The organism is Streptococcus sp. CCH8-H5 (assembly GCF_001556505.1).
GTDB lineage: Bacteria > Bacillota > Bacilli > Lactobacillales > Streptococcaceae > Streptococcus.
In genome coordinates, this window is sequence record NZ_LSIZ01000131.1 from 1 (window position 1) to 26,996 (window position 26,996).

The following is a 26,996-nucleotide window of genomic DNA, read 5'->3' on the forward strand; positions in this document are numbered from 1 at the left end:
CTAGGACTTTTGTCCCAGCCTCATAATTTTGAGAAATATTAGTAAAATCCATTTGTTTCGGTAATCCATTTCGTCTTAATAAGCCATTAGAATGTTCATTGAGACCTCGTTGACCAGGACATCCTGGATCCGCAAAGAAACTATCAATGTCATGTGCATTCGAAATAGATTTCCAATTAGAAAATTCTTTCCCACAATCAAAAGTTATCGACTTAAAGAGATGACTGGAAACTTGAGACAACCATTGATTGATGGAGGCCTCAATATCACTTGCTTTCCGTCCATTGGTTTTCAGTGTGATGATGGCTTTTGAGCAGCGTTCTACTAAGGTAATGACTGCATTTTTGTGTTTTTCTCCCACAATTGTATCCCCTTCTAGATGACCGAATTCCGTCTTAAAATTAGGATAACTGTCTGCTCTCTCACGTAAATCTCTGAGCAACACTTGTTTTCCTCGTTTTTCGCTATGACCATTTGGTTTTCTTTTGCCTTTCCAAGGGAGATCCTCTTTCTTTAGAATACCACGGTCTGCTAGTCGATAGAGAGTTCTCATAGAACAAGAAACTCTATCTGGATAAGTTCCTTTAATGACATCAAGGCTCCAATTTTGTACTAAATGAGTTTGGATAAAATCTTTTTCTGTTTGCGTAAGACTGGTTTTATTCCTGCCACAGCGTTTCTTATTGATTTTATATCGGTTATAGTAATCATAAGCAGAGTGCCCCTCTTTCAGATAGTTGATGACATTGTAGATTGTCTGTTTTGATCTGCCAAGTGAAGTCACAATATCTAAAACTTTTATGTTTTCTTGATAATAAGCCTCTATCATTACAAGATCGTTTGTGGTAAGATGAGCATAGGTCATTTATGTTAGTTTCTTTCAGATAAATGTGGTGTTTATCTGAGCCTAACATAGATGGCTTTTTCTGTCTTGCTTAATTTTACAAATTTGGTTATAATAAGATTAATTAAAAAGGGAAAGGAGTCATGCTATCAAAAACGAAGCTAAAATTGAACGTCTTTATGATAAGAGTCGTCGTGGCTTTCTTCGTGGAATCTTTAGTCGTGCTACGATTATCTTCTTAATCATCTTACTGCAGCTTGTTGTTGTGGCCATGTCTTACCTCTGGTTGCATCAATATAGGATACACCTGCAAGTTACAGAAGTAGTCCTTCGTATTCTGGCCATTATTTATCTCTTTCAAAGTGATATGGAGTCGACGGCTGTAAATACATGGCTCCTGATAGTCTTGCCTTTCCCTATTATCGGAACCTTGCTCTTGGCTTATACGAAACTTGATATAGGTTACACAGGGATGAAGCGTGCTATTCAGAGCAATATTGACCGCAGTTCTGGTATTCTGAAACAAGATAATCAGGCCCTCGAAGAGCTTAAACAGCGTCACACCAGCAACTATAACTTGGTCCAATATCTTGAAAATGTGAACGGTTCCTTTCCAGTTTATCGTGACACGAAGACGACCTATTTCCCAAGTGGTGAAGCCAAGTTTGAGGAAATGAAGAAACAGCTCCTTAAAGCAGAGAAGTACATTTTCTTGGAATATTTCATCATTGGTGAAGGTGAAATGTGGGGTGAAATCCTAGCAATCTTGAAACAAAAGGTTCAAGAAGGGGTGGAAGTTCGAGTCCTGTGTGACGGTATGAATGAATTTTCAACTTTGAGTTTTGACTATAAGAAACGATTGGAAAAAATTGGCATTCAATCTCGAGTTTTTGCATCGGTAACCCCTTTCCTGTCAACCTATTACAATTACCGTGACCATAGGAAAATCTTGCTGATTGATGGTAAGGTTGCTTTCACAGGCGGGGTTAATTTAGCTGACGAGTATATCAACAAGATTGAGCGTTTCGGTCATTGGAAAGATACTGCCTTGATGCTGGAGGGCCCAGCGGTTGATACTTTTTTAGTTCTCTTTCTTCAGATGTGGACCTATTCTAACGAAACTTTAGATGTTACGCCGTATATGGTTGAACATAAGGCGTTTGATACCCCTGGCTTTGTTGTTCCTTATGGGGATATTCCATTGGACAAGGATAAAGTTGGTGAGAATGTCTATATTGACATCCTTAACCATGCGCGTGATTTTGTTCATATCATGACACCTTATCTTATTTTGGATGGTGAACTACTCCATGCTCTCAAGTTTGCGGCTGAGCGTGGGGTAGACGTTAGTATCATCATGCCTGGTATTCCTGATAAAAAATCAGCTTACTACCTAGCTAAGACCTACTACCCAACACTGCTAGCCTCTGGCGTTAAAATCTATGAGTACACACCTGGATTTATTCATGCCAAGATCTTTGTAAGTGATAATAGTCGGGCTGTTGTAGGAACGATTAATTTAGATTACCGAAGTCTATATCATCATTTTGAGTGTGCGACCTATCTCTATAGGACTTCTTCGGTTCTTGCTATTGAGGAAGATTTCCAAGCGACAAAAGACCAGTGTCACCGAGTCAGCACGACTGACGTTGAAAAACTTCCATTCCATCAAAAGGCCTTAGGCTTATTGACCAAACTAGTGGCGCCATTGATGTAATGTCAATTTTTGTAAGAAGAGGGTTGAGCCCTCTTTTTTTATAGTATAAAATAAAGATAATGAAGTCGAAGGAGAAAATGATGTTAACCATTCGTCCAGCCAACTTGGCTGATGCACAAGCTATTCAGGTCATCTATGCACCCTATGTTGAGAAGACGGCCATTACCTTTGAATATGAAGTTCCCAGTGTTCAAGAATTTGAGAATCGTATCAATAAAACCCTTGAAACTTACCCTTATCTGGTCGCTGAAGAGGATGGACAAGTTCTCGGATATGCCTATGCTTCAACCTACTATGCCCGGACAGCTTATAATTGGACAACTGAATTGTCCATCTATTTGCATGAAGATGCCCGTGGTCGAGGTCTGGGAAGTCAGCTCTATGATGCTCTTGAAGAGGAACTTGAACAACGGGGCTTTTTGCGATTCTTAGCCTGTATTGCTGTTCCGAACGAGGCTAGCATTGCTATGCATGAAAAACGTGGTTATGTCCAAGTTGCTCATTTTCCAAAAGTGGGCTACAAGTTTGAGCAATGGCATGATATTGTCTGGATGCAAAAGACCTTAGATGGTCCTGTCAGGAAAATACGGTAGGAGGCTAGAAATGTCTAGTCAAAGTCGACAAATTGATTGTGTCATTTGCCCACGCCAGAATGATACTAATAATTGAAAAATCGTAGAAAAAGCTCTGAACTGTGAGCTAATTTCTTTGTACTAAAGGAGCCTATATGTCCCAAGAAATAAGTGCCCGGCTATTGCCTCAGAAGCCGTCTAAATGGGCTAAAATTCTACTTAATCGTAAGGTACCTATTTTCCTGTTTTTCTTACTAGAATTGGCCTTTCTTGTCTTTTCATATATTAGCCTACAAGAGCATTTCCCATCCATTATCTTATGGGAACACTTATTGAGTGTTTTTACCTTTTTATATTTGCTCAATCGTTCCATGGACTCCCGTTCCAAACTTTCTTGGTTGATCATCATTGCCCTCTTTCCCATTTTTGGGACCGCCTTGCTCTATTTTTCGCTAGCTGATTTTGGTGTCAGACGTTTGAAAAAGCGTCTTGTGGAAGCTACTCAGCAAACTTCCGACTATTTGGCTACCGAGCCAGAGGTTGAGGACTATCTGCCTCATAGCGATAGGCAACTGCAAAGACTGGCTTATTTTCTGGAGCATAGTCCTGCTCATTTTCCAATTTATAGAGATACTAAAGTGACTTATTTCCAACTTGGAGATGATATGCTTCCGGCCTTGTTGGAGGATCTGAAAAAGGCAGAGCGTTATATCTTTATGGAGTATTTCATCATTGATGAAGGCATCATGTGGGGAGAGATATTAGCCATCTTGGAGGAGAAGGCTAAGGCAGGACTGGACGTTCGTGTTATGTTTGATGGGATGAATGAGATGACCACCTTATCCTACGATTATATCGAGAGGTTACACAAGGTTGGTATTAAAGCTCAGACCTTCTCGCCAATTAAGCCAGTTTTATCGACCTATTACAACTATCGAGACCACCGAAAAATAACAGTGATTGATGGTCAAGTTGCTTATACTGGTGGCGTTAATATCGCTGACGAGTATGTTAATAAACGAGAACGCTTTGGCCATTGGAAGGACACGGCCCTTCGCTTAGATGGTTCAGCAGTTCAAACGCTAAAAGCTCTCTTTTTGACCATGTGGACAGTGACTGGAATAGAAGATAAAACGGATATGGAGCACTATCTACAAGAAAAACCTCAACAAAGAAAGAGTCAGGGCTTTGTACTCCCTTATGGCAATTCACCGCTGACCTACCACAAGGTTGCCGAAAATGTTTATTTACATCTTCTGAATACATCAACTAATTATGTCTATATCATGACGCCTTATCTGATTTTGGATGATGAATTGGTCAGAGCCATGACCTTTGCGGCCAGACGAGGTGTAGATGTTCGTATCATTATGCCAGGGATTCCAGATAAACAGTATGCCTTTGATATTGCGACGACCTATTTTAAAGTCCTCTTGGATGCTGGCGTCCGTATTTTCCGTTATACCCCAGGCTTTGTCCATGCTAAAGTTTATGTTTCTGACGCCAAACAAGCTGTGGTAGGTACCATTAACACTGATTACCGGAGTCTCTATCAAAATTTTGAAGATGGGGTCTATCTCTATAAAAATCTGGAAGTGCTTAACATAGAACAAGATTTTGAGAAAACCCAGGCGCTCTCAGAGGAAGTCACTCTGGAAAGTTTGTCAAAAATGCCTATAGCACATCGTCTAGGTGGCTATCTCTTTTCTCTGATTGGACCATTGATGTAAAAAAGAAGAAATCATATGGATACAAACATTCTTTTGAAATTGTTAGAAGACCAAGCTGATTCAACGAAAGTCCCAGCAATGGAAGCTTATATGAAAAATAAATTCAGCTTTCTTGGCGTTCAAAAACCAATTCTCAAAAAGATTGAAAGAGAGTTTTTTAAGCCTTTCATAAAAAATCCAATTGATTGGACTTTTGTGGAAGAGTGTTGGCAGCAACCTTACCGTGAGTTTCAATATATTGCTATGGATTATCTGGATAAAAAGAAGAAGGAGCTTAGACCTGAAGATTTTCCAAAGCTAAAGGAATTGGCTCAAACCAAATCATGGTGGGACAGTATAGATCAATTGGACCTTATCATCGGAGAGGTTACTTTTCACTATCCAGAAACCAAGAATATCATGCGCCAATGGAGTCTTGATGAGGATTTTTGGTTGAGACGTATTGCCATTGACCACCAGCTTATGCGTAAAGATTTGACAGATACTGCTCTCCTAGCAGAGGTTATCTGTAACAACTTTGGGCAGACAGAGTTTTTCATTAATAAGGCTATCGGTTGGAGTTTGCGCAATTACTCAAAGGTAAATCCTGATTGGGTTCGGGCTTTTATTGATCAACATGCTAGTCAAATGGCATCTCTTAGCATTCGTGAGGCAAGTAAGTATTTATAGAAATCAAGAGCTTGACTCTGTCGTTCAATATGCTAGAATAGAAACATGCGATGAGTCGATTGGCTCTTTGGAGCCTTTTGCGCTGAGGAGGTCTACATTAGATTGTAACGCAGGAGCGGACCTTGAGTAGTTGTGTGAACCTGCTACTCTCATCGAAAGATGCCTCCTATCCCTTACCATTTGGTAGGGGCTTTTCTTTATTCTTGGCCTTTTAACCCTTTTCAACTGGGCTTAAACGTAGTATAATAGATTCACTAAACTAAATTGATAGAAAATTCCGAAAGAGGTTTTACTATGGGATACACAGTTGCTGTTGTCGGTGCTACAGGTGCCGTCGGTGCTCAAATGATTAAAATGTTGGAAGAATCAACACTTCCAATCGATAACATTCGCTACCTTGCGTCTGCTCGTTCTGCAGGCAAAGTCTTGCAATTTAAAGGCCAAGACGTGACCATCGAAGAAACGACTGAAGACGCATTTGAAGGTGTAGATATTGCACTTTTCTCAGCTGGTGGATCTACCTCTGCTAAATATGCACCATACGCCGTTAAAGCTGGTGCAGTAGTCGTTGATAATACATCATACTTCCGTCAAAACCCAGATGTACCATTGGTTGTACCTGAGGTCAATGCACATGCGCTTGATGCTCACAACGGTATTATCGCTTGCCCTAACTGTTCAACGATTCAAATGATGGTTGCCCTTGAGCCAGTTCGTCAAAAATGGGGCTTGGACCGTATCATCGTGTCAACTTACCAAGCCGTATCAGGTGCTGGTATGGGAGCAATCCTTGAAACACAACGTGAGTTGAAAGAAGTTTTGAATGACGGCGTTAACCCACGTGATGTTAAAGCTGAAATCTTGCCATGTGGTGGCGATAAGAAACACTTCCCAATCGCCTTCAATGCTTTGGCTCAAATCGACGTCTTCACTGAAAATGACTACACTTACGAAGAAATGAAGATGACAAACGAAACTAAGAAAATCATGGAAGACGATAGCATTGCCGTATCAGCAACATGTGTACGTATTCCAGTCTTGTCAGCTCACTCAGAGTCAGTTTACATTGAAACAAAAGAAGTGGCACCAATTGACGAAGTGAAAGCTGCTATTGCAGAATTCCCAGGTGCAGTCCTTGAAGATGACGTTGCTAACCAAGTCTACCCACAAGCCGTTAATGCTGTAGGTTCACGTGATACATTTGTCGGACGTATCCGTAAAGACTTGGATGCTGAAAAAGGTATCCACATGTGGGTTGTTTCAGATAACCTCCTTAAAGGTGCCGCTTGGAACTCAGTACAAATCGCAGAAACACTTCACGAACGCGGCTTGGTTCGCCCAACTTCAGAATTGAAATTTGAATTGAAATAGGGAGCGAAACAGAAATCAGTAACTCGAAGAGTTTGATTTCTCCTTCGCTTTTATACCAACCCCCGCACAGTTGATTAGGAAGTACGAATGTTGTAGACATGAGTAGTTCCAATCAATCACTGCGTTATGATTCAGGAATCAGTAAGGATTTAGTTTTGTATTCAAATACTAAATTCAAGCTGAATCCTATAAAGCAGAGAGACTTCTCTCTGTTTTTTTGTGTTTTGACTATCATATTGAAACAGTCAGTTCTCACGTTTTCAGAAAATTGTTAACTTATCTGTCTGTCTGGTCAAAATTATGGTAAAATGGAAAGGATTAGAAAACGGTTGAAGGAGAATATTATGTCAATTGATCAATTAAGAGATGTCAAACTGATCACAGCCCTTATTACACCTTTCCACGAAGATGGCTCTATCAATTATGATGCGCTTCCAGAATTGATTGAGCATCTTTTGGCTCACCATACAGAAGCTCTTCTTTTGGCGGGGACAACAGCTGAAAGTCCAACACTTACTCACGATGAGGAGTTGGAACTCTTTGCGGCTGTTCAGAAAATCGTTAATGGACGTGTGCCATTAATTGCTGGTGTCGGTACCAACGATACACGAGACTCTATCGAGTTTGCCAAAGAAGTTGCCAAATTTGGTGGTTTTGCAGCTGGTCTTGCTATCGTGCCTTACTACAACAAGCCATCACAAGAAGGTATGTACCAACACTTCAAAGCTATTGCAGATGCTTCTGATTTGCCAATTATCATCTACAACATCCCTGGTCGTGTGGTTGTTGAAATGGCTCCTGATACCATGCTTCGTTTGGCTGAACATCCAAATATTATCGGGGTTAAAGAATGTACCAGCCTTGCTAATATGGCCTACCTTATCGAACATAAACCAGAAGATTTCTTGGTTTATACCGGTGAAGATGGGGATGCCTTCCACGCTATGAACCTTGGAGCTAACGGTGTTATCTCAGTAGCCTCTCATACAAATGGTGATGAGATGCATGCCATGCTTGAAGCTATTGAAAATAGTGACCTCAAGACAGCAGCAACTATCCAACGTAAATTTATTCCTAAAGTTAACGCTCTCTTCTCAGTACCAAGTCCTGCACCTGTCAAGGCTGTTCTTAACCATCTTGGTTTTGAAGTTGGACCACTTCGTTTGCCATTGGTTGCATGTACTTCAGAAGAAGCTAAACGTATCATTAAGGTTGTCCTTGAAGAAGATGTCGAAGCAACACGTGAGACAGTTACAGGTGTCGTTCGTCCAGATTATTAAGAAAATGAAGTTGAGCAGCTTGCTCAGCTTTTTTTAGTTGAAGAGGTTAAATCTCACAAAATAAGCTGATATAGGGTCTAAAAGCAGTTTTCTATCATGAAAATTGGCTTTTTTTGATATAATTATAGTTAGTGTGCTTAAAAAGAAAGGAAGTTTCATGAATCAACTTGAACAAAAACTTGAGCAGGATTTTGGTATTGTTTTTAGCCAAAAAGACCTCTTAGAAACAGCATTTACCCATACCTCATATGCCAATGAGCACCGCCTCCTAAACATTTCACATAATGAACGTTTGGAATTTTTAGGAGACGCGGCTCTGCAATTAGTCATTTCTGTTTATCTTTACAAACGTTACCCTAACAAGCCAGAGGGAGAAATGTCTAAGATGCGCAGTACTATCGTTCGCGAAGAGAGTTTGGCAGGATTTACGAAGGCTTGCGGTTTCGAGCAGTATATCCGTCTTGGTAAAGGGGAAGAAAAATCTGGTGGACGTGAACGTGCCACTATCCTTGGTGACCTCTGGGAGGCCTTCCTCGGTGCCCTTTATTTGGATCAAGGTTTGCCTGCTGTTGAGAAATTCTTGAATCAGGTCATGATTCCTCAGGTTGAAAAGGGGAACTTTGACCGCGTAACAGACTATAAGACAGCCTTGCAAGAGCGTCTTCAGGTCAATGGTACGGTTGATATTACTTATACTGTTATCGATGAGTCTGGACCAGCTCATGCTAAAGAATTTACTATGCAGGTAGCTGTTGATGGTAAGGAACTCAGCACAGGTCTTGGAAAATCTAAGAAATTAGCTGAACAGGCAGCGGCTAAGGCTGCCCTTGAACAACTAGGAAATTAAGCATGTATTTGAAATCAATTGAAATGCAGGGCTTTAAATCCTTTGCGGATAAGACGCAAGTCGTCTTTGACAAGGGAGTAACAGCCGTTGTAGGTCCAAATGGATCGGGAAAATCAAATATTACAGAGAGTCTACGCTGGGCTTTGGGAGAATCCTCTGCCAAGAGTTTGCGTGGGGGCAAGATGCCTGATGTTATTTTTGCAGGTACAGAGGTTCGTAAGGCACTCAACTATGCAGAAGTGGCAGTTACTCTTGATAATAGTGATGGCTTTATCGTGGGTGCTGGTGAAACCATTCGTGTGGAGCGTCACATTTATCGAAACGGTGACAATGATTACTTGATTGACGGTCGTAAGGTTCGTCTACGTGATATTCATGACCTTTTCATGGACACAGGTTTAGGGCGTGATTCTTTTTCCATTATTTCCCAAGGTCGTGTTGAGGCTATTTTTAATGCTAAACCCGAAGAGCGCCGCGCTATTTTCGAAGAAGCTGCTGGCGTTCTTAAATATAAAACACGTAAGAAGGAGACCGAAAGCAAGCTTAATCAAACTCAAGATAATCTTGATCGTTTGGAAGATATCATCTACGAGCTAGATGGTCAGGTTAAACCACTTGAAAAGCAAGCAGCTACAGCCAAACGTTACTTGGAATTAGATGAGGAACGTAGACAGACTCAGCTTAACCTTTTGGTCCACGATATTGAAGTTGGTAAGTCTGAGTTGAGCCAGACTCAAGAGGATTTGGCAGAGGTCAAGGAAAAATTAACCAGCTATTATGAGGAACGTCATCGTCTAGAGACTGAAAACCAAGAGCTCAAGCAGAAACGCCATCAAATTTCAGAACAAATTTCTTCTGACCAACAAACCTTGGTGGATGTCACACGTCTTATTAGTGACTTTGAGCGCCAAATTGATCTCTATACCATGGAGAGTCAGCAACGTTCAGAGAAAAAAGAAGAAACAGAAGCTCGTCTCAGTGAGCTAGAGAGTTTGAAAGCTGAAGCTCAGGCATCTCTAGATAAGGTTAATCATCGCCAAGTCGAATTGAATGCGGAGTTGGAAACTATTGCCCAAGAGTTAGTTGCTATTCAAAAAGAACTGGAGCAATTTTCTGATGATCCAGATACGCTTATTGAACGTTTACGTGAGGACTATGTCAGTCTGATGCAGGAGGAAGCTAAGGTTTCCAACAGTTTGACTCAGGTTACTCACGACATGGATAATCAGACTCAAGCACTAGAGGCACAGGCTGAAGAATATAAACAAGCTCAGGCAGACTTGCTTTCCGCTCAGGAAGTAGCTAGCGAAGCCCAAAAAGCTTATCAAGCAGCCCAAGCCAGTCTTCAAAGCCTCCTAGCTAGCTACAAAGAAAAGGCTCAGGCTTATCAAACTATTGATAAGGACTATCAAGAGGCTCAAAAGCAGATGTTTGACCTCATGGATCACCTTAAAAGTAAAGATGCCCGTCGTCAAAGTTTAGAGTCTATCCAAAAAAATCATTCTAACTTCTTTGCAGGGGTTAAGGCTGTCCTTCAAAATGCCCAATCTATTCAAGGAATTATTGGCGCTGTCAGTGAACACTTGACCTTTGATACGCGCTATCAGACAGCTCTTGAGATTGCTATGGGAGCCAGCGGGCAAAATATTATTGTCGAGGATGAAGCGGCTGCTAAGCGCTCGATTGACTACTTGAAGCGTAATCGTCAGGGACGTGCGACCTTCTTGCCGTTGACTACTATTAAACCACGTCAACTTAATGGACAATTTGCTCAAAGTCTTGCCAATGCACCAGGCTTTATTGGTATGGCTTCCGATTTGGTTACCTATAAGGACCGCTTATCTAATATTTTCCAAAACCTCCTAGGGGTAACAGCAATCTTTGATACCATTGACAATGCTAATAAAGCGGCTCGAGCTGTTCGTTTCCAAGTGCGTATGGTCACTCTTGACGGTTCTGAAATTCGCCCTGGTGGTGCCTTTGCTGGTGGTACCAACAAACAAAACAATAACCTCTTTATCAAGCCTGAACTGGATGCATTGACTTCTGAAATTAACCAGATTAAGGCTCAATTAAGTGATAGTGAATCCAAAGTTGAAGCCCTCAAAATCAAACGTAAGGCTCTACAGAAAGAGCTAGAAGACCTTAAGGTAGATGGTGAAAATGCTCGTCTGCAAGAGCAAAAACTAGACTTAGAACACCAACAAGCCTTGTCAGAGGCGGAGAAAAATCAAAACCTAGTGGATAGTTTCAAACAGGATTCTCAGGGAACTGATGGGGCAAATCTTCAAGATAAGGCTGAACAACTTAAAGCAGAGTTAGCACAAATTGCATCCAAGCGTGAGACCATTAACGACCGTATTGAGGCTATTAAGGAAGACAAAGACGCACTTGGCCAACAAAAACAGGTTCTCTTAGACAAGCAATCTGAACTTCAGTTGAAGGAACGTGATTTGCAAGCAGAATTGCGTTTTGCTAAGACAGAAAGTAATCGTCTTCAAGCCGACTTGTCTGAGTTAATGAAGGAATCGGATAGTCTTAAAGCGCTCCTTAATAACCAGGTCAATGATGACCAAACTGACCGCCTTCCGCATTTGCAAGCACAGCATAAAGAAGCTGTCCAACGTAAGGACGATTTGGAGCAAGCTCTTGTCCGTGCCAAGATTCAGGTGCAAGATTACGAAGGTCAGTTGGAAGACTTGGAGGAGCGTTTGGCTAAAGCTGGCAATCGTAACGAGGACTTGATTCGTCAGCAGACTCGCTTGGAAGAACGTGAAAGTCAGATTAGTCAATCGCTTCGTAAGTTTGCGACTCAGTTGGCTGAAGATTATCAGATGACACTTGAAGTCGCCAAAGGTCAGGCTAGTCCTCTTGACAATGTCGAACAAACACGCCAGAATCTGCAAGGTCTTGAGCGTTCGATTAAAGCTTTGGGTCCGGTCAATGTGGATGCTATTGCCCAGTTTGAAGAGGTTAAGCAACGTCTTGATTTCTTGAACGGACAAAAGGATGATTTGCTCGAAGCTAAGAGTCTCCTTCTGAATACCATAAATGATATGGATGATGAAGTGAAATCACGCTTTAAAGCAACCTTTGAGGCTATCCGAGAAAGCTTTAAACAGACCTTTACCCAGATGTTTGGTGGAGGTTCAGCAGACTTGATTTTGACCTCAGATAATCTCCTAGAGGCTGGAGTAGAAATTTCTGTGCAGCCTCCAGGTAAGAAAATTCAATCGCTTAACCTTATGTCTGGTGGTGAGAAGGCCTTGTCAGCTCTTGCCCTTCTCTTTGCCATCATTCGTGTTAAGACCATTCCATTTGTAATCCTTGACGAAGTAGAAGCGGCTTTGGATGAAGCCAATGTTAAACGCTTCGGTGACTACCTTAATCGTTTTGACAAGTCTAGTCAGTTTATCGTAGTTACCCACCGTAAGGGAACGATGTCTGCGGCAGACTCTATTTATGGGGTAACCATGCAGGAATCAGGTGTCTCGAAAATCGTTTCGGTCAAACTAAAAGACCTTGATTTAGACTAAAAATAGATTATATTTTCATGAAAGATAGTTGATAGCTTTATCACTATCTTTTTTCATAGTCTCAAAAAATTTGTAAGGACTTTCAGAAAAACATTAAGTTTGCGCTTTCAAAATTACGCAATCGATTGCGTAAAATGGCTTAACAAAGGCTATGATTAGGATTTTAGGGTTTATGAGAGAGAGGGTGACTTGTCATTTTGCACTGACATGTTACAATATTTAAGGAAATGTCATATGGGGATATGGTGTTTTTTGAAGTTAGTTATAGTGTATGTGTTAAGATACGATTTTCTGGACACATTTAGGCTTTGAGTAAACAAGTCTAAGAAGTCTTCTTTCGAGCAAAAAATCCAGGCTGGGAAACCTGGATTTTTTCTTTGTCTTTATTATTTTATTGGTCACCTTTCTCAGCTTGAGATTTGGCTTGTTTGATACGAGCATTTACCCAGCCTTGCATGATAGCCCCAAAAAGGATAGCGTCAAAAATGCCTGACAGGATATTTCGGACTGAGAATAATTCTGTCAAATAGTCTTTATGATTAACTAGTAATTGAATCAGGGGCATGCCTAAGAACATATATACGCCAAAGTATAAACCTGACTTAAGGCCCGCATGTTTAAGTTGCTTTTGTTCTTTCTCAGTCAGTTCTTCCTCGTCAATAGCGTTTACAGCACTCATCTTAAACTTATAAGTAAGGACACCGCTAACTACCAGAATGATAGTCAAAAGTAAGATAGGATAAATACGGGCCACTAGTTCGGGATACTTAAAGCTTAGAAATAAGGCAATACAATTACCAAAAATTAAAATATAGAAGAGAACAACGAAAGCCATGTTACCCATTCGATCAACCTGTTGGCGCTTTTGTTCATCTAAAGGGCCTGTGATACCGTAAAAACGTTTGATTAGTTTATCAGTGAAAGTTTCTTTAACCATAATTTACCTCTTTCTATCTTTTATTTCTATTCGGATTTTCATCCCAAAAAAGACTGTTAAGATCAGTATCTAGTGCTTTAGCTAGATTAAGACAGAGCTCAAGTGTTGGGTTATACTTGTTATTCTCAATCATGTTAATGGTCTGTCGGGAAACACCAATAGACTTTGCAAGTTCTAATTGCGAAAGCCCTAAATTCTTTCTAAATTCCCTGACATGATTCATAATGGGCCTCCTTCTGAAAGACAAGCTAATGTGTTGCTGTAAGTCGCAATTTATTAATTATGTCAACTTTATCTGACATAATTGTAGCAAATTTATATAGGTGTGTCAATTATCTTAGACATATTTTCCATTTTGGCATTAACTAAAGGATTCTTTGTCAGCTCTTGAAAGCTTTTTGTTTTTTTGGTAAAATTGATAGTAATTGAATAGAAGTCGTAGAGACTAGTAACCTTATGGAAGTTGACAGGGATTGGGGGTCATGGACTGGAAGCCTCCTCAAGGGAAGTTTGGCGAATTCACTCATGAAGACGGCTGGCGAATCAAGGTCTGGGTAACCAGATAAAAACGGATGGTACCGCGTGTCAACGCTCCGGGTTGGAGTTTTGGCATGTGGTTTTTTTGTTTGCGATTCGAAATTGTTACATAAGAAAGGAATCTCATGGATTTACAAACACAATTGCAAGAGTTGAAAACATCAACGCAGGCTAAATTGGCTGAAATGCGTGGTGAACACTCTAAAGAATTACAGGAATTGCGTGTTGCAGTTTTAGGTAAAAAAGGATCTTTGACAGATCTTTTGAAGGGACTTAAAGACCTTCCAAATGAAGAACGCCCTAAAGTTGGTAAAATGGTCAACGAAGTTCGTGACGTTTTGACTGAAGCTTTTGACGAAGCAGCTAAAGTTGTTGAAGCCGCTAAAATTCAAGCACAACTTGACTCTGAAAGTCTTGACGTAACCCTTCCTGGACGCCAAGTCAAACTTGGAAACCGTCATATTCTTAGCCAAACAGCTGAAGAAATCGAAGACATTTTCTTGGGGATGGGCTTCCAAATCGTTGATGGTTTTGAAGTTGAGACTGACTATTATAACTTTGAACGTATGAACTTGCCTAAGGATCACCCAGCGCGTGACATGCAAGATACTTTCTATATTACGGAAGAAATTTTGCTTCGTACACACACAAGTCCTGTTCAGGCTCGTACACTTGATAAACACGATTTTTCTAAAGGTCCACTTAAGATGATCTCACCTGGACGTGTTTTCCGTCGCGATACCGATGATGCGACACACAGTCACCAGTTCCACCAAATCGAAGGTTTGGTCGTTGGTAAAAACATCTCAATGGGTGATCTTAAGGGAACGCTTGAGATGATTATCCAAAAAATGTTTGGTGCAGAACGTCAAATCCGTTTGCGTCCTTCTTACTTCCCATTCACTGAGCCTTCAGTTGAGGTTGACGTGTCATGCTTCAAGTGTGGTGGTAAAGGATGTAACGTATGTAAGAAGACTGGTTGGATTGAGATCCTCGGTGCTGGTATGGTTCACCCACAAGTGCTTGAGATGTCAGGCGTTGATTCTGAAGAATACTCAGGTTTCGCCTTCGGTCTTGGTCAAGAACGTATTGCTATGCTTCGTTATGGTATCAACGACATTCGTGGTTTCTACCAAGGGGATGTTCGCTTCTCAGAACAGTTTAAATAAGGTTTAGGAGGTTGTCATGTCAGTCGTTATTCGTAAGGTTCTTCCGGAAGAAGTAGCAGAATTAAAAGTTATCTCCGAAGATACCTTTAGAGAGACTTTTGCTCATGATAATACGGAAGACCAGTTGCAAGGTTACTTTGATACCGCACTTTCTGAGGAAGTTCTCTTAGATGAAATCACTCATGAAGAATCGCGTTACTTTTTCATTCTCGTTGATGGTGAAAAGGCAGGTTTTCTAAAGACTAATGTAGGTTCTGCTCAAACAGAGCAACACTTGGATAATGCCTTTGAAATTCAACGTATTTATATCAGTCAGGCCTTCCAAGGCATGGGCTTGGGTAAGCAACTTTTTGAATTTGCCCTACAAGAAGCTCGTGATCTAGGTTGTGATTGGGCCTGGTTGGGTGTTTGGGAAAGGAATTTCAAAGCACAGATATTTTACGATAAATATGGCTTCGAAAAATTCGGAGAACACGATTTTCTAGTTGGTGATGGAAAAGTAGACCGAGACTGGTTGTTTAAATTAAAACTATAAACCGATTATTAAGTTGATTGAGAGGATTTGATAAGACGATTAAACGTGTTAGTTCGTCTTCCTCTTATATCAGATATACATATTCCTAAATTACAGAAAGGATTTGAACCCGCTTAAGTAGAGGTTTGAACTCTTCTCTCATTTATCAGTTGAACTGATAATTTTACAGAAAGGATTTGAATACGACCTCAAAGTTCGAGATTTAGATAAGTCGCTACTGAAATCAGGATTTCAGGCTACTTCCTAAAATCTTGTCACTTTGGTCCTTGCTTTGCAAGGACACGGTCTTAATATCATAATTATGCTAGTTAGTTATAAATGGTTAAAAGAGTTGGTTGATGTGGATGTTACCACTGCCGAACTCGCTGAAAAAATGTCGACGACAGGTATTGAAGTGGAAGGTGTTGAGACACCTGCTGAGGGCTTGTCAAAATTGGTTGTTGGTCATGTCTTGTCATGTGAAGATGTGCCTGAAACACACTTGCACTTGTGTCAAGTAGATACAGGAGATGCCGAAGGTCCACGTCAAATTGTTTGTGGTGCTCCAAATGTCACTGCTGGCATCAAGGTAATTGTTGCCATTCCTGGTGCCCGTATTGCAGACAATTACAAAATCAAAAAAGGTAAGATTCGCGGCATGGAATCTCTCGGGATGATCTGTTCTTTGGCAGAGCTTGGACTTCCAGATAGCATTATTCCTAAGGAATTTGCGGATGGTATCCAAATTTTGCCAGAAGATGCCGTACCTGGAGATAGCATCTTCCCATATCTTGACCTTGATGATGAAATCATCGAATTGTCAATCACACCCAACCGTGCGGATGCTCTTTCTATGCGTGGTGTGGCACATGAAGTCGCTGCAATCTATGGAAAATCTGTTCACTTCCCAGAAAAAACGGTTACTGAAGATAGCAAACCAGCTTCTGATAAGATTTCAGTAGCCATTGAAAGTGATAAAGTGGCTACTTATGCTAGTCGTGTGGTTGAGAATGTTAATGTTCAACCAAGTCCACAATGGTTGCAAAACCTTCTTATGAATGCTGGTATCCGTCCAATCAATAACGTGGTTGACGTGACAAACTATGTTCTTCTTTACTTTGGACAACCAATGCATGCCTTCGATTTGGATAAATTTGAAGACTCACATATCGTTGCTCGTGATGCCCGTGATGGGGAAAAATTAGTCACTCTCGATGGTGAAGAACGTGAATTGACTGCTGAAGATATTGTTATTACAGTTGCTGACAAACCAGTTGCTCTCGCAGGTGTTATGGGTGGTACTTCAACTGAAATTGACAACAATTCTAAAAATGTCGTTCTCGAAGCTGCTGTTTTTGATGGAAAATCAGTTCGTAAGACAAGTAGCCGTCTCAACCTTCGTTCAGAATCATCATCACGTTTTGAAAAAGGTATCAATAACGATACTGTCCTTGAAGCACTTGATTTTGCTGCAGCTATGTTGCAAGAATTGGCAAATGGAACGGTTCTTGCAGGCCGTGTTCAAGCGGGATCTGTTGATACAGAGCCAGTCCAAGTTTCTACAAGCCTTGACTACGTAAATGTTCGCCTTGGTACAGAATTGACTTTTGCGGATATTGAAGATGTGTTTGAGAAACTTGGTTTTGGATTGACTGGTGATGCTGATAAATTCACTGTATCTGTACCACGTCGTCGTTGGGATATCAGTATCCAAGCAGACTTGGTTGAAGAAATTGCACGTATCTACGGCTATGAAAAATTGCCTACGACACTTCCAGAGGCAGCAGGAACAGCTGGTGAGTTGACTGAAACACAAGCGCTTCGTCGTAAGGTTCGTACCATTGCTGAAGGTGCTGGATTGACGGAAATCATCTCATATGCTTTGACTACACCTGAAAAAGCTGTTGAATTTGCTGTGACACCTACTAACTTGACTGAGTTGATGTGGCCAATGACTGTTGACCGTTCAGCCCTCCGTCAGAACATGGTCTCTGGTATGCTTGATACTGTTGCTTACAATGTTAACCGTAAGAATAGTAACGTTGCTATTTACGAAATCGGTAAGGTCTTTGAACAAAATGGCAATCCAAAAGAGGAATTGCCAAATGAAATCAATACCTTTGCCTTCGCTATTTCTGGTCTTGTAGCTGAAAAAGATTTCCAAACTAAAGCAACACCAGTTGATTTCTTCTATGCTAAAGGGATTGTTGAAGCTCTCTTTGATAAACTTGAAGTTTCAGTTGACTATGTACCGACAAAAGACCTAGCAAGTATGCACCCAGGTCGTACAGCTGCTATTGTCCTTGATGGTCAAATGATTGGATTCCTTGGTCAGGTTCACCCACAAACTGCTAAAAACTACGGTATTCCAGAAACTTATGTGGCTGAAATTAACCTTAGTGCTGTAGAAGCAGCCTTGCAACCGGCTCAACCATTTGTTGAAATCACAAAATTCCCTGCAGTATCACGTGATATCGCCCTTCTTCTCAAGGCAGAAATCACTCATCAAGAAGTTCTTGATGCTATCTACTCTGCAGGAGTGAAACGCTTGGTTGCCGTTAAACTCTTCGATGTTTACGCAGGTGAAAAACTTGGTGCTGGAATGAAATCAATGGCTTATAGCCTTACCTTCCAAAATCCAAATGATAACCTCACAGACGAAGAAGTTGCTAAATACATGGAAAAAATCACCAAAGTCCTTACTGAGAAAGTCGAAGCAGAGGTTCGTTAATAGTTAAAAAATCCATCTGAGAAGATGGATTTTTAAGTGACTAGACTATATTACAAAAAGGAGTTAATTTGTTTTTAGAGTTTTTTGATGGGGTATTAGGACATTACACTTTTGAATCTGATAAAGTCAATGTTCTGATTGATGGTTTACCCAGCTTTGCTTATCCCTTGGGGCAAGTAATATTTGTATTATTAGTCTACAGGTTACTCGTTCATCAATATTTTAAAAAATTTTTAACCATGTCACCTCAGGATATTTGGGCTTGGCATAAAGAAACGTTCCGCAAAAGTAAATTATCTTTCATTGTCATTCCAATAGTTTATCTGTTCGTTTTCGGAATGACCTATGTTTTAGTCGATGATGTTTTGGCTACCGTCACTATTTACAAAGACTATAGAGGCCCTATAGCTAAAACCATTGATGGTCAAGTGGAAAAAATAGATATTAGTCATGTTGGGACAAAAACGAGTAGTGCTAGGATTAATGCTCACTTTGTAAGCTCTGACGGGCAGACTTATGACGTTCACCTGATAAACGGTGACAAGAGAATCGCTAATTATATGCGCCATCATAAGTCAGAGTCCTACACAGCAACCCTTTCCTTTGATAAACATGGCAAACCAGTGTACATTTCTAAATTCTGGGAATAAGCAGTCTGGATAGCTCTTTCAGGGATTTGCACTTGACAAATATGTAAATTCTCTGCATAATAAAAGAAAAAGCCATGAAAAGAGGGTAGCCATGCAAATTATTAAACGTAATGGTCAAGTTGCTGAATTTGATCCTGATAAAATTTACCAAGCCATCATAAAAGCAGCACAGACTGTGTATGTTCTTGATGATACTTGGCGCCAAAACCTTGCTCAAGTGACGAAAAAAGTAGTGCTTGATCTTCAAGATGCTCAGGTGGAACGCCCAACCATTAACATGATTCAGTCATTGGTTGAAAATCGTCTCATGGAAGCAGGCTTTATCAATATTGCCGAGCATTATATTTCATACCGTTTGCAACGAGATTTGGAGCGTAACGGTTATGGTGACAAGGTCATTGTCCACCTACGCTTTGAGCAGACTAAATAAGAAAAGCCATCAAGCGATGGCTTTTTTTGTGTCTAATTGTCACTTTGTCTTTTTTAAAAGTTTTATAAAGGATTCCAGTTCCTGTCCATGACCTACTTGCAGATAAGTTTCAGAAGTTGGTCTAATAAAGGAGGATTCTAAAAAGCGAATCTGCTTGTGGGCTTTGAATTTTTCAAGTGAAAACTCCTTAGGAAGTTGCCAAGTCACATGCCTAGGGGAAATCTGATAAGGAATGCTAACCTTATATTTTTCAATGATTGCTTGGCTTTTAGCCATGTTTTGTTGAAAGAGGTCACCAAGTTTTTTAATGTTTTTTTGGAACATGCCATTTTCGAGATATACGGAAAGTGCTTTTTGCATGATGAGATTGGTATCATAGTCAATAAGTCCCTTGTGGCCCAAAAAGGTAGGCTTAAGATTGGGAGGTAAGACAAGGCTACCTAGACGCAAACCTGGAAAAAGAGCCATGGAAAAGGATTTGATGTAGATGGTCTGATTTTGGGTGTCATAGTAGTGAATCGGGAGATTTTTACTATCGCTAAAGTCTCCCATATAGTCATCCTCGACGATATAAACGTTATACTGATTGGCAAGTTGGGCTAGCTTTTCTTTTTCACTGGCAGAATAGCTTAATCCAAGAGGATTGGAGTAACGACTGATGGTATAGAAGAACTTAATCTGTCCAGATTTAAAGTACTCTTCCAAGCGGTCAAAATCTAAACCATCAAAACCACGGTTAATCGTCTCGTAAGCTAGATTTTGACGGTTGATGAGCTGGTTCATGCGATGATAGGTAGGTTGTTCTAAGAGAATTTTGTAGCCACCATTACCAAAATCCATCTGTGAAAGGATGTAGAGGGCCTGTTGGCTTCCTGAGGTTATGACAATCTGATCCGAATTGACATAAATATCGTCAGCAATTAATCGACTCTTTAAGGCTTCAAGCAAATCTTTGAGTCCGGCTTGTTCATGATAATAGTTGAAGAGGTAGTCCTGGTGCCCCGCCAAACTTTCATCCAAACAAAGCTTAAAATCCTCGTAGGCCAATTGATTGTAATCGTTAAGGTTAAGAAGCACCTTATTATCAACTTCATTACGACCTTCTAGGACGTAATAGCCACTTTTGGGTACGGCATAAATATAGTTTTGATACTTTAGTTCCAAGAGTGCTCTTTGGGCTGTGTCCTTACTACAGGCATAAGTCTGGCTTAGTTGACGAATAGAGGGGAGCTTACTCCCTTTTTTCAAAGTCCCATTTTGGATATCTTTGATGATGGTCTCGACAATATCTTGATAAATACTCATAACTGACCCCTTACAGATTTTTCCTTATTGTACCCTACTTGTCCTCTGAGAGCAAGATGTCTGGAGACATTTGACAAGATTATTAGATTTTGACATAATAAAAAGGTTATTAGGAAATACTAAATTTCCATCCCAAACAAGTTTAAGGAGATTGTAAGAATGACTTTTAAGAAAATCTTAGGACTTCTGGCTCTTGCATGCTTAACCATTATCGGTTTGTCAGCTTGCACACCAGAGAAAGAGCCTACTTGGACCTACGATAAAAACAAAATGCTATTTACAGGACAAGATGCTAGTGTACAAGTTCTTTCTGCAACTAAAATCGAATCACCAGAAGGTCAAAAAGCTGTACGCGTTCACTATAAACTTACCAACTCAAGTAAAGAAACCATGAATGCCTACACTCTTTTGATGAAGGTAGTCCTTGATGTAAAACAAGAAAAGGAAGAAGTGAAGGTTGCTACATTGGTCTTTTCTAAAGATGATGACCGAGATAAGATTGCAAATAAGACCAAGATTGCTCCTAAGGAAGTTAAAGAAATCGTTGTTGACTATGCCGTTGCTGATTTTGATCATGATCTTAGCATTGATTTCTCTGATTACGGTACTGAGGCTAACGCGACTGCCAAGCTTTCACTACAAAATCTTGAAAAGGCACCTGTCAAATACTTTGATAAAAAAGCTCAATAAGTTTTATCACCACATGAATGTGTGGTGTTTTTTTATTGTCTTAAATCTGTACCCATACAGTATTGAAAATACTATCTTGTCTAATCGTCAGAATTTTCATAAACTTATACTATATTTATTGACTAAGGAGTTTTAGGTATGTCAGCAAAACGTTTAACCATTTCTGCATTTTTCATGGCACTTGTCATTATTTTGAGCTCGAGTCTCTTATCTATTCCAGTGCCAGGAGGTCATTTCTATTTTAACGGGATTATTATTTTCCTAGTTGGTTTAATTTTCCCACCTACAGAAGCAGTTATTATTGCTGGAGTAGGTTCCTTTATTGGAGATTTTCTTTTTTACCCTCTTCCTATGTGGGTAACTCTAGTAACACACAGCCTTCAAGTTCTCGCTATTGCACTCATTGTTGGAGGCCACTTAGGAAAATTGAGTAAGTCTAGGGCAGCTTTAGGTCTCTTGATTGGGGCTATTATTGACTTAGTCGGATATGGCTTAGGAAGAGCCTTTATCTATGGTACGCCTGCCTATGCTATTATGAAGATCCCTTTTGACATTGTAGCTGCTATTCTTGGTTTAGGAGTGGCCTACTACATTTATTTCCACACAGGTTTTGTTAAACAGTTTAAAAAGACCTGGGAAGGAAAATAGATGACCAAAGTAATTGTTGCCAATGACCTGGTTGGTCTAGGTAAGGTTGCTTTAACTAGTAGCCTCCCTATCATGTCAGCTTGTCAAACTGAAGTCCTTCCTTTACCAACGGTTCTTTTATCTTCGCATACAGGAGAGTTTGAAAATATCTATGTACGGGATCTTACGGATGACCTAAAGGGATTTTGTAAGCAGTGGGAACACTTGGATTTTATAGTAGATGGCCTTGTGAGTGGTTATTTTAAGTCAGAAGAAGCATTAAAACGTGTAGGTCAATTGGCTCGTGATAAACAGATAGCTCTATTTGTTGACCCTATTATGGGTGACAATGGTCGTCTCTATCAAGGTTTTGATAGAAACTATGTAGAAGCCATGAAGGATTTCTGTCAACAGGCAGATGTCATCATTCCCAATCTGACAGAAGCTGCTTTGTTGACGGATACTACCTATCTTGAAGCAGGTTCCTATGATGAGGCCACTATTGAAAAGCTTCTGAGAGAATTGACCAAGCTTGGACCTCGAAAAGTTATTTTAACAGGTATCTCATTTGAGACAGATAAAATTGGGTTGGCTTATTTTGATAAAGAGACGAATGAAACGATTTATCGCATGCAAAAACGTTATGGTAATCATTTTTATGGAAGCGGCGATTTACTAACGGCAATCTTATCAGCAGGTTACTTTTATAATCTTGATTTACTAAAGGTTTGTGATTTGGCCTTGGATGTTATGGATAGGGTTCTTTCGTCAACACTGTCTGATGGTCGTCCTTTAAAATATGGTCTTTGCTATGAGCCCCATATCGGTTATTTATTCAGTGGTTTTAATGCCCTATTGGAGGAGAAAAATGAAAAGTGATAAAACACGTGAATTAGTTGAATTGAGTTTGTATGCAGCTTTAATTATTGTGAGTGTACAGTTTATTCGTATTCCTTTTGGACCTCAATTTGTCCATTTGGGAAATGCCCTAGTTGTGATTGCTGTTTTGATTTTCGGTGCTAGAAAAGGTGCGCTAGTTGCAACAGTAGGGTTAGGGCTATTTGATATTTTTAATGGCTTTGCTGCTGAGGTCTGGATTACTATTTTAGAATCCTTAATAGTCTGTCTGGTGCTCTATCTTGTTTTTGAAAAGCTACTAAAATCAAATGACAAAATGGCTAATATCATAATCATTGGAGTTATAGCTGCAGTAACCAAAATTATTTTGAATTTTATTAAGTATACGATTATTAATAGTATCGTTGCGGCTCTACCACTCAATGCAGCCATGGTATTGGCACTTACTAAAATTGGTGGGACCTTTGGAACATCAGTAGTGACTATCATTGCGGTCCCTCTCCTATATCCTGTCTTCAAACGTATTTTACAGAGAAACTAAAGATTTAGCAGGTTAGTCTTGCTTTTTCTTTTTAATTTTCCAAAAGCAGAGGTCCAAATTTTCACTAAAAAATGGTAAAATAGTAGAGTTAATGTCAAGAAAGGAAAGGGCTGAAGACTGTTTTAGCCCAGATATGCTATGTCTATTTTAGAAGTCAAAAATCTTAGTCACGGATTTGGTGACCGTGCAATTTTTGAAAATGTCTCATTCCGTTTGCTCAAAGGTGAGCATATCGGTCTTGTCGGTGCTAACGGTGAAGGGAAATCAACCTTCATGTCTATCGTTACTGGGAAATTGCAGCCAGATGAAGGTAAGGTAGAGTGGTCTAAGTACGTTACAGCGGGTTACTTGGATCAGCATGCTGTTCTTGAAAAGGGGATGACCGTTCGTGATGTCCTTCGTACGGCTTTTGATGAGCTCTTTAAAACTGAAGAACGCATCAACGAGATTTACATGTCTATGGCTGACGAAGGAGCCGACGTTGATGCTCTGATGGAAGAAGTAGGTGAGCTTCAGGATCGTTTGGAAACGCGTGATTTCTATACACTAGATGCTAAGATTGATGAGGTTGCCCGTGCACTAGGTGTCATGGATTTTGGTATGGATACAGATGTAACGGACCTTTCAGGTGGTCAACGTACCAAGATTCTCTTGGCTAAGTTATTGCTTGAAAAACCAGATATCTTGCTTCTTGATGAGCCAACCAACTATTTGGATGCTGAACACATCGCCTGGCTTAAACGCTATCTCCAAGAGTATGAGAATGCTTTTGTTCTCATTTCGCACGATATTCCGTTCTTAAACGATGTGATTAACATTGTCTACCATGTTGAAAATCAAGATCTGGTTCGCTATGCAGGTGATTATGACAATTTCCAATCTGTCTATGCAATGAAGAAAGCTCAATTGGAAGCAGCCTATGAACGTCAGCAAAAGGAAATTGCAGACCTTCAAGATTTTGTTAACCGTAACAAGGCGCGTGTTGCTACTCGAAATATGGCCATGTCGCGTCAGAAAAAATTGGATAAGATGGAAATTATCGAGTTGCAGGCAGAGAAGCCAAAACCAGAATTCCATTTCAAGGAAAGTCGTACACCTGGACGCTTTATTTTCCAAACCAAAGATCTCGTTATTGGTTACGACCGTCCGTTGACCAAGGCTCCATTGAATCTTACATTCGAACGTAATCAAAAGGTAGCTATTGTCGGTGCCAATGGTATCGGTAAGACCACTTTGCTTAAGAGCCTGCTTGGTATTATTCAACCACTCGAAGGAGAAGTTGAAACAGGTGATTTTATTGATCTAGGTTATTTTGAACAAGAAGCAGAAGGCTCACGTCAGACGCCTCTTGAAGCGATTTGGGACGCTTTCCCAGCTCTAAATCAAGCTGAGGTTCGTGCAGCTCTAGCCAAATGCGGATTAACCTCTAAACATATTGAAAGTCAAATTCAGGTGCTTTCAGGTGGAGAACAGGCTAAGGTTCGTTTCTGTCTCCTTATGAATCGTGAAAATAATGTCCTTGTTCTGGACGAACCGACCAACCACTTGGATGTTGACGCCAAGGATGAATTGAAGCGGGCCCTTCAGGCCTTTAAAGGTAGTGTCCTCATGGTATGTCACGAACCCGAATTTTATGAAGGTTGGACAGATGTTTGGGATTTTAATGAGTTAGTATAGTGATAAAAGAGTGTTGGCATTCTCTAAAGAGAGAGTTGCTCACTCTTTTTTTATGTTAAAGAGCTGAGTAGACTTACTAAGATTTGATAAGACGGAGATGGTGTAGAGGAAGATCGTCAGCATCATAAAGTGTTTTTCTACAGATTTTGTCGTGACCTATTTGGGTTTTGAGCATACAAATTTAATTTGTTCAAAAAGTAACAAAGTCTGAGCATAAAAGGTGTAACCGTTTTCCGATTATGGTAGAATAAATTAGTAAACTATTATCAAAAGAAAGTTGGATAAACTTATGTCAAAAATCGTAGTTGTTGGTGCTAACCACGCTGGTACTTTTAGTATTAATACTATTCTCGATAATTACGGAGACCAAAATGAAGTAGTTGTTTTCGACCAAAACTCTAACATTTCATTCTTGGGTTGTGGTATGGCCCTTTGGATCGGTAATCAAATCTCAGGTTCTGATGGTCTTTTCTATGCCAACAAAGAAGGACTTGAAAGCAAGGGCGCTAAAGTTTATATGAACTCACCAGTTGAGTCTATTGACTTTGATGGTAAAACTGTTACAGCCCTCGTAGATGGTAAAGAGCATGTTGAATCATATGACAAATTGATTTTGGCTACAGGTTCTCAACCAATCTTGCCTCCAATCGAAGGTGCCGAAATTAAAGAAGGTAGCCGTACTTTCGAAGCTACGCTTGAAAACCTTCAATTTGTTAAACTTTTCCAAAACGCTCAAGAAGTTATTGATAAGTTGAACGACAAATCTCAAGATATCAAACGTGTAGCGGTTGTAGGTGCTGGTTACATTGGTGTTGAATTGGCTGAAGCTTTCCAACGTCATGGAAAAGAAGTTATCCTTATCGACGTTGTTGATACATGTTTGGCAGGTTATTACGACCATGACTTGACTGACCTTATGGCTAAAAATATGGAAAGCCACGGTATTAAATTGGCATTTGGTGAAACTGTTAAAGCAGTAGAAGGTGAAACTAAGGTAGAACGCATCGTTACAGATAAAAATGCTTACGATGTCGATATGGTTGTTCTTGCTGTTGGTTTCCGTCCTAACACAGCTCTTGGTGCTGGTAAGTTGGAAACATTCCGTAATGGCGCTTACCTTGTTAATAAGAAACAAGAAACATCAATCAAAGATGTTTATGCAGTTGGTGACTGTGCTACCGTTTATGACAATGCCCTTGATGATGTGAACTACATTGCCTTGGCTTCAAACGCTGTTCGTTCAGGTATTGTCGGTGGTCATAATGCCGGTGGTGGCGATGTTGAATCAAACGGTGTTCAAGGATCAAATGGTATCTCAATCTATGGTTTGAACATGGTATCAACTGGTTTGACAGAAGAAAAAGCAAAACGCTTTGGTTTCAATCCAGCAGTAGTATCTTCAACAGATCTTCAAAAAGCTGCCTTTATGGAAGATGAAAATGCAGACGTTACAATCAAGATCGTTTATGACAAAGATACACGCAAAGTTCTTGGTGCTCAAATGGTATCACGCATGGACATCTCTATGGGAATCCACATGTTCTCATTGGCTATCCAAGAAGGTGTAACTATTGACCGTCTTCAATTGCTTGATTTGTTCTTCTTGCCACACTTTAACCAACCGCTTAGCTATATTGCTAAAGCAGCTATCTCAGCTAAATAATCTTAAACAGCTAATTCAGTCGAATTAGCTGTTTTTTTTTTGTCTCACGAAAACCACTAGCTGTGCTAGTGGTTCCGAAAAGCTTTTAGCGATGTATCAAA

The 26,996-nt window shown here is 40.2% G+C and carries 23 protein-coding genes; 19 read left to right on the plus strand and 4 right to left on the minus strand.

The genetic code is table 11. The features are described 5' to 3' along the window. Window positions 1-865: IS30 family transposase (locus AX663_RS08710; RefSeq protein ID WP_060973251.1), on the minus strand; the 865-nt coding region annotated here is incomplete at its 3' end. A 145-nt stretch (window positions 866-1,010) separates the two neighbouring features. On the opposite strand from AX663_RS08710, the gene cls (AX663_RS08715) reads away from it, so the two are divergent. From cls (AX663_RS08715) to smc, 8 genes are all read left to right on the plus strand, one after another. Then, window positions 1,011-2,561: a cardiolipin synthase gene (gene cls / locus AX663_RS08715; RefSeq protein WP_197414218.1), complete on the plus strand. Its 1,551-nt coding sequence runs from the start codon at window positions 1,011-1,013 to the stop codon at window positions 2,559-2,561. Between the two features lie 80 nt (window positions 2,562-2,641). After that, window positions 2,642-3,154: a GNAT family N-acetyltransferase gene (locus AX663_RS08720; RefSeq protein WP_037611427.1), complete on the plus strand. Its 513-nt coding sequence runs from the start codon at window positions 2,642-2,644 to the stop codon at window positions 3,152-3,154. Between the two features lie 134 nt (window positions 3,155-3,288). After that, window positions 3,289-4,863 carry a cardiolipin synthase gene (gene cls, locus AX663_RS08725; RefSeq protein ID WP_045768600.1) on the plus strand — a complete coding sequence of 525 codons (1,575 nt, stop codon included), beginning with the start codon at window positions 3,289-3,291 and terminating at the stop codon, window positions 4,861-4,863. A 15-nt stretch (window positions 4,864-4,878) separates the two neighbouring features. Further along, the gene (locus AX663_RS08730; RefSeq protein ID WP_038676220.1) at window positions 4,879-5,532 is read left to right on the plus strand and encodes a DNA alkylation repair protein; all 654 of its coding nucleotides are present in this window, start codon (window positions 4,879-4,881) and stop codon (window positions 5,530-5,532) included. Between the two features lie 294 nt (window positions 5,533-5,826). Further along, entirely contained in the window at window positions 5,827-6,903 is a 1,077-nt protein-coding gene (locus AX663_RS08735) for an aspartate-semialdehyde dehydrogenase (protein WP_060973253.1), read from the plus strand. Between the two features lie 344 nt (window positions 6,904-7,247). Further along, on the plus strand, window positions 7,248-8,183 hold the full coding sequence (gene dapA / locus AX663_RS08740) for a 4-hydroxy-tetrahydrodipicolinate synthase (RefSeq protein WP_048790454.1): 936 nt from the start codon (window positions 7,248-7,250) through the stop codon (window positions 8,181-8,183). 157 nt (window positions 8,184-8,340) lie between these two features. Next, window positions 8,341-9,030 (plus strand): ribonuclease III, encoded by a 690-nt coding sequence (rnc, locus tag AX663_RS08745; protein ID WP_002885331.1) that lies wholly within the window; start codon window positions 8,341-8,343, stop codon window positions 9,028-9,030. Between the two features lie 2 nt (window positions 9,031-9,032). Beyond that, complete coding sequence (smc, locus tag AX663_RS08750) at window positions 9,033-12,566, plus strand: chromosome segregation protein SMC (protein WP_060973254.1); 3,534 nt, start codon at window positions 9,033-9,035, stop codon at window positions 12,564-12,566. A 391-nt stretch (window positions 12,567-12,957) separates the two neighbouring features. Here smc and AX663_RS08755 read toward each other — a convergent pair whose 3' ends face one another. After that, window positions 12,958-13,503 carry a DUF3278 domain-containing protein gene (locus tag AX663_RS08755; protein ID WP_060973255.1) on the minus strand — a complete coding sequence of 182 codons (546 nt, stop codon included), beginning with the start codon at window positions 13,501-13,503 and terminating at the stop codon, window positions 12,958-12,960. Between the two features lie 13 nt (window positions 13,504-13,516). After that, window positions 13,517-13,726 carry a helix-turn-helix transcriptional regulator gene (locus AX663_RS08760; RefSeq protein WP_060973256.1) on the minus strand — a complete coding sequence of 70 codons (210 nt, stop codon included), beginning with the start codon at window positions 13,724-13,726 and terminating at the stop codon, window positions 13,517-13,519. Window positions 13,727-14,165: 439 nt separating this feature from the next. Here AX663_RS08760 and pheS point away from each other — a divergent pair, with 439 nt between their 5' ends. The 5 genes from pheS (at window position 14,166) to AX663_RS08785 (ending at window position 19,534) form a co-directional block, all read left to right on the plus strand. Beyond that, entirely contained in the window at window positions 14,166-15,209 is a 1,044-nt protein-coding gene (gene pheS / locus AX663_RS08765; RefSeq protein WP_004182138.1) for a phenylalanine--tRNA ligase subunit alpha, read from the plus strand. A gap of 16 nt (window positions 15,210-15,225) precedes the next feature. Continuing rightward, window positions 15,226-15,744, plus strand: a complete 519-nt coding sequence (locus tag AX663_RS08770) for a GNAT family N-acetyltransferase (protein ID WP_060973257.1) — start codon at window positions 15,226-15,228, stop codon at window positions 15,742-15,744. Between the two features lie 295 nt (window positions 15,745-16,039). After that, window positions 16,040-18,454 (plus strand): phenylalanine--tRNA ligase subunit beta, encoded by a 2,415-nt coding sequence (pheT, locus tag AX663_RS08775; protein ID WP_405183787.1) that lies wholly within the window; start codon window positions 16,040-16,042, stop codon window positions 18,452-18,454. A 68-nt stretch (window positions 18,455-18,522) separates the two neighbouring features. Next, the gene (locus AX663_RS08780; RefSeq protein WP_060973259.1) at window positions 18,523-19,104 is read left to right on the plus strand and encodes a hypothetical protein; all 582 of its coding nucleotides are present in this window, start codon (window positions 18,523-18,525) and stop codon (window positions 19,102-19,104) included. Between the two features lie 91 nt (window positions 19,105-19,195). Continuing rightward, window positions 19,196-19,534 (plus strand): ATP cone domain-containing protein, encoded by a 339-nt coding sequence (locus AX663_RS08785; RefSeq protein WP_014634633.1) that lies wholly within the window; start codon window positions 19,196-19,198, stop codon window positions 19,532-19,534. A gap of 39 nt (window positions 19,535-19,573) precedes the next feature. Here the strand turns inward: AX663_RS08785 and AX663_RS08790 are convergent, their stop codons facing one another. Then, window positions 19,574-20,839: an aminotransferase-like domain-containing protein gene (locus AX663_RS08790; protein ID WP_060973260.1), complete on the minus strand. Its 1,266-nt coding sequence runs from the start codon at window positions 20,837-20,839 to the stop codon at window positions 19,574-19,576. 159 nt (window positions 20,840-20,998) lie between these two features. Here AX663_RS08790 and AX663_RS08795 point away from each other — a divergent pair, with 159 nt between their 5' ends. The 6 genes from AX663_RS08795 (at window position 20,999) to nox (ending at window position 26,895) form a co-directional block, all read left to right on the plus strand. Continuing rightward, window positions 20,999-21,529 (plus strand): DUF5067 domain-containing protein, encoded by a 531-nt coding sequence (locus AX663_RS08795; RefSeq protein WP_060973261.1) that lies wholly within the window; start codon window positions 20,999-21,001, stop codon window positions 21,527-21,529. Window positions 21,530-21,667: 138 nt separating this feature from the next. Next, window positions 21,668-22,177, plus strand: coding sequence for an ECF transporter S component (locus AX663_RS08800; RefSeq protein ID WP_060973262.1), 510 nt, complete (start codon window positions 21,668-21,670; stop codon window positions 22,175-22,177). Then, window positions 22,178-23,035: a pyridoxamine kinase gene (locus AX663_RS08805; protein WP_060973263.1), complete on the plus strand. Its 858-nt coding sequence runs from the start codon at window positions 22,178-22,180 to the stop codon at window positions 23,033-23,035. Further along, window positions 23,025-23,555, plus strand: a complete 531-nt coding sequence (locus tag AX663_RS08810; protein WP_060973264.1) for an ECF transporter S component — start codon at window positions 23,025-23,027, stop codon at window positions 23,553-23,555. The genes AX663_RS08805 and AX663_RS08810 overlap by 11 nt, the downstream gene beginning before the upstream one ends. 138 nt (window positions 23,556-23,693) lie before the next feature. Then, complete coding sequence (locus tag AX663_RS08815) at window positions 23,694-25,232, plus strand: ABC-F family ATP-binding cassette domain-containing protein (protein WP_060973265.1); 1,539 nt, start codon at window positions 23,694-23,696, stop codon at window positions 25,230-25,232. Window positions 25,233-25,521: 289 nt separating this feature from the next. Continuing rightward, the gene (gene nox, locus AX663_RS08820) at window positions 25,522-26,895 is read left to right on the plus strand and encodes a H2O-forming NADH oxidase (RefSeq protein WP_048675487.1); all 1,374 of its coding nucleotides are present in this window, start codon (window positions 25,522-25,524) and stop codon (window positions 26,893-26,895) included. Window positions 26,896-26,996: the final 101 nt, after the last annotated feature.

Bases quoted from the DNA above. Each gene is read 5' to 3' on its own strand.
- AX663_RS08720 (WP_037611427.1), top strand. From the start codon at position 2,642: ATGTTAACCATTCGTCCAGCCAACTTGGCTGATGCACAAGCTATTCAG.
- cls (WP_045768600.1), top strand. From the start codon at position 3,289: ATGTCCCAAGAAATAAGTGCCCGGCTATTGCCTCAGAAGCCGTCTAAA.
- AX663_RS08730 (WP_038676220.1), top strand. From the start codon at position 4,879: ATGGATACAAACATTCTTTTGAAATTGTTAGAAGACCAAGCTGATTCA.
- AX663_RS08735 (WP_060973253.1), top strand. From the start codon at position 5,827: ATGGGATACACAGTTGCTGTTGTCGGTGCTACAGGTGCCGTCGGTGCT.
- dapA (WP_048790454.1), top strand. From the start codon at position 7,248: ATGTCAATTGATCAATTAAGAGATGTCAAACTGATCACAGCCCTTATT.
- rnc (WP_002885331.1), top strand. From the start codon at position 8,341: ATGAATCAACTTGAACAAAAACTTGAGCAGGATTTTGGTATTGTTTTT.
- smc (WP_060973254.1), top strand. From the start codon at position 9,033: ATGTATTTGAAATCAATTGAAATGCAGGGCTTTAAATCCTTTGCGGAT.
- AX663_RS08755 (WP_060973255.1), bottom strand. From the start codon at position 13,503: ATGGTTAAAGAAACTTTCACTGATAAACTAATCAAACGTTTTTACGGT.
- AX663_RS08760 (WP_060973256.1), bottom strand. From the start codon at position 13,726: ATGAATCATGTCAGGGAATTTAGAAAGAATTTAGGGCTTTCGCAATTA.
- pheS (WP_004182138.1), top strand. From the start codon at position 14,166: ATGGATTTACAAACACAATTGCAAGAGTTGAAAACATCAACGCAGGCT.
- AX663_RS08770 (WP_060973257.1), top strand. From the start codon at position 15,226: ATGTCAGTCGTTATTCGTAAGGTTCTTCCGGAAGAAGTAGCAGAATTA.
- AX663_RS08785 (WP_014634633.1), top strand. From the start codon at position 19,196: ATGCAAATTATTAAACGTAATGGTCAAGTTGCTGAATTTGATCCTGAT.
- AX663_RS08790 (WP_060973260.1), bottom strand. From the start codon at position 20,839: ATGAGTATTTATCAAGATATTGTCGAGACCATCATCAAAGATATCCAA.
- AX663_RS08795 (WP_060973261.1), top strand. From the start codon at position 20,999: ATGACTTTTAAGAAAATCTTAGGACTTCTGGCTCTTGCATGCTTAACC.
- AX663_RS08800 (WP_060973262.1), top strand. From the start codon at position 21,668: ATGTCAGCAAAACGTTTAACCATTTCTGCATTTTTCATGGCACTTGTC.
- AX663_RS08805 (WP_060973263.1), top strand. From the start codon at position 22,178: ATGACCAAAGTAATTGTTGCCAATGACCTGGTTGGTCTAGGTAAGGTT.
- AX663_RS08810 (WP_060973264.1), top strand. From the start codon at position 23,025: ATGAAAAGTGATAAAACACGTGAATTAGTTGAATTGAGTTTGTATGCA.
- AX663_RS08815 (WP_060973265.1), top strand. From the start codon at position 23,694: ATGTCTATTTTAGAAGTCAAAAATCTTAGTCACGGATTTGGTGACCGT.
- nox (WP_048675487.1), top strand. From the start codon at position 25,522: ATGTCAAAAATCGTAGTTGTTGGTGCTAACCACGCTGGTACTTTTAGT.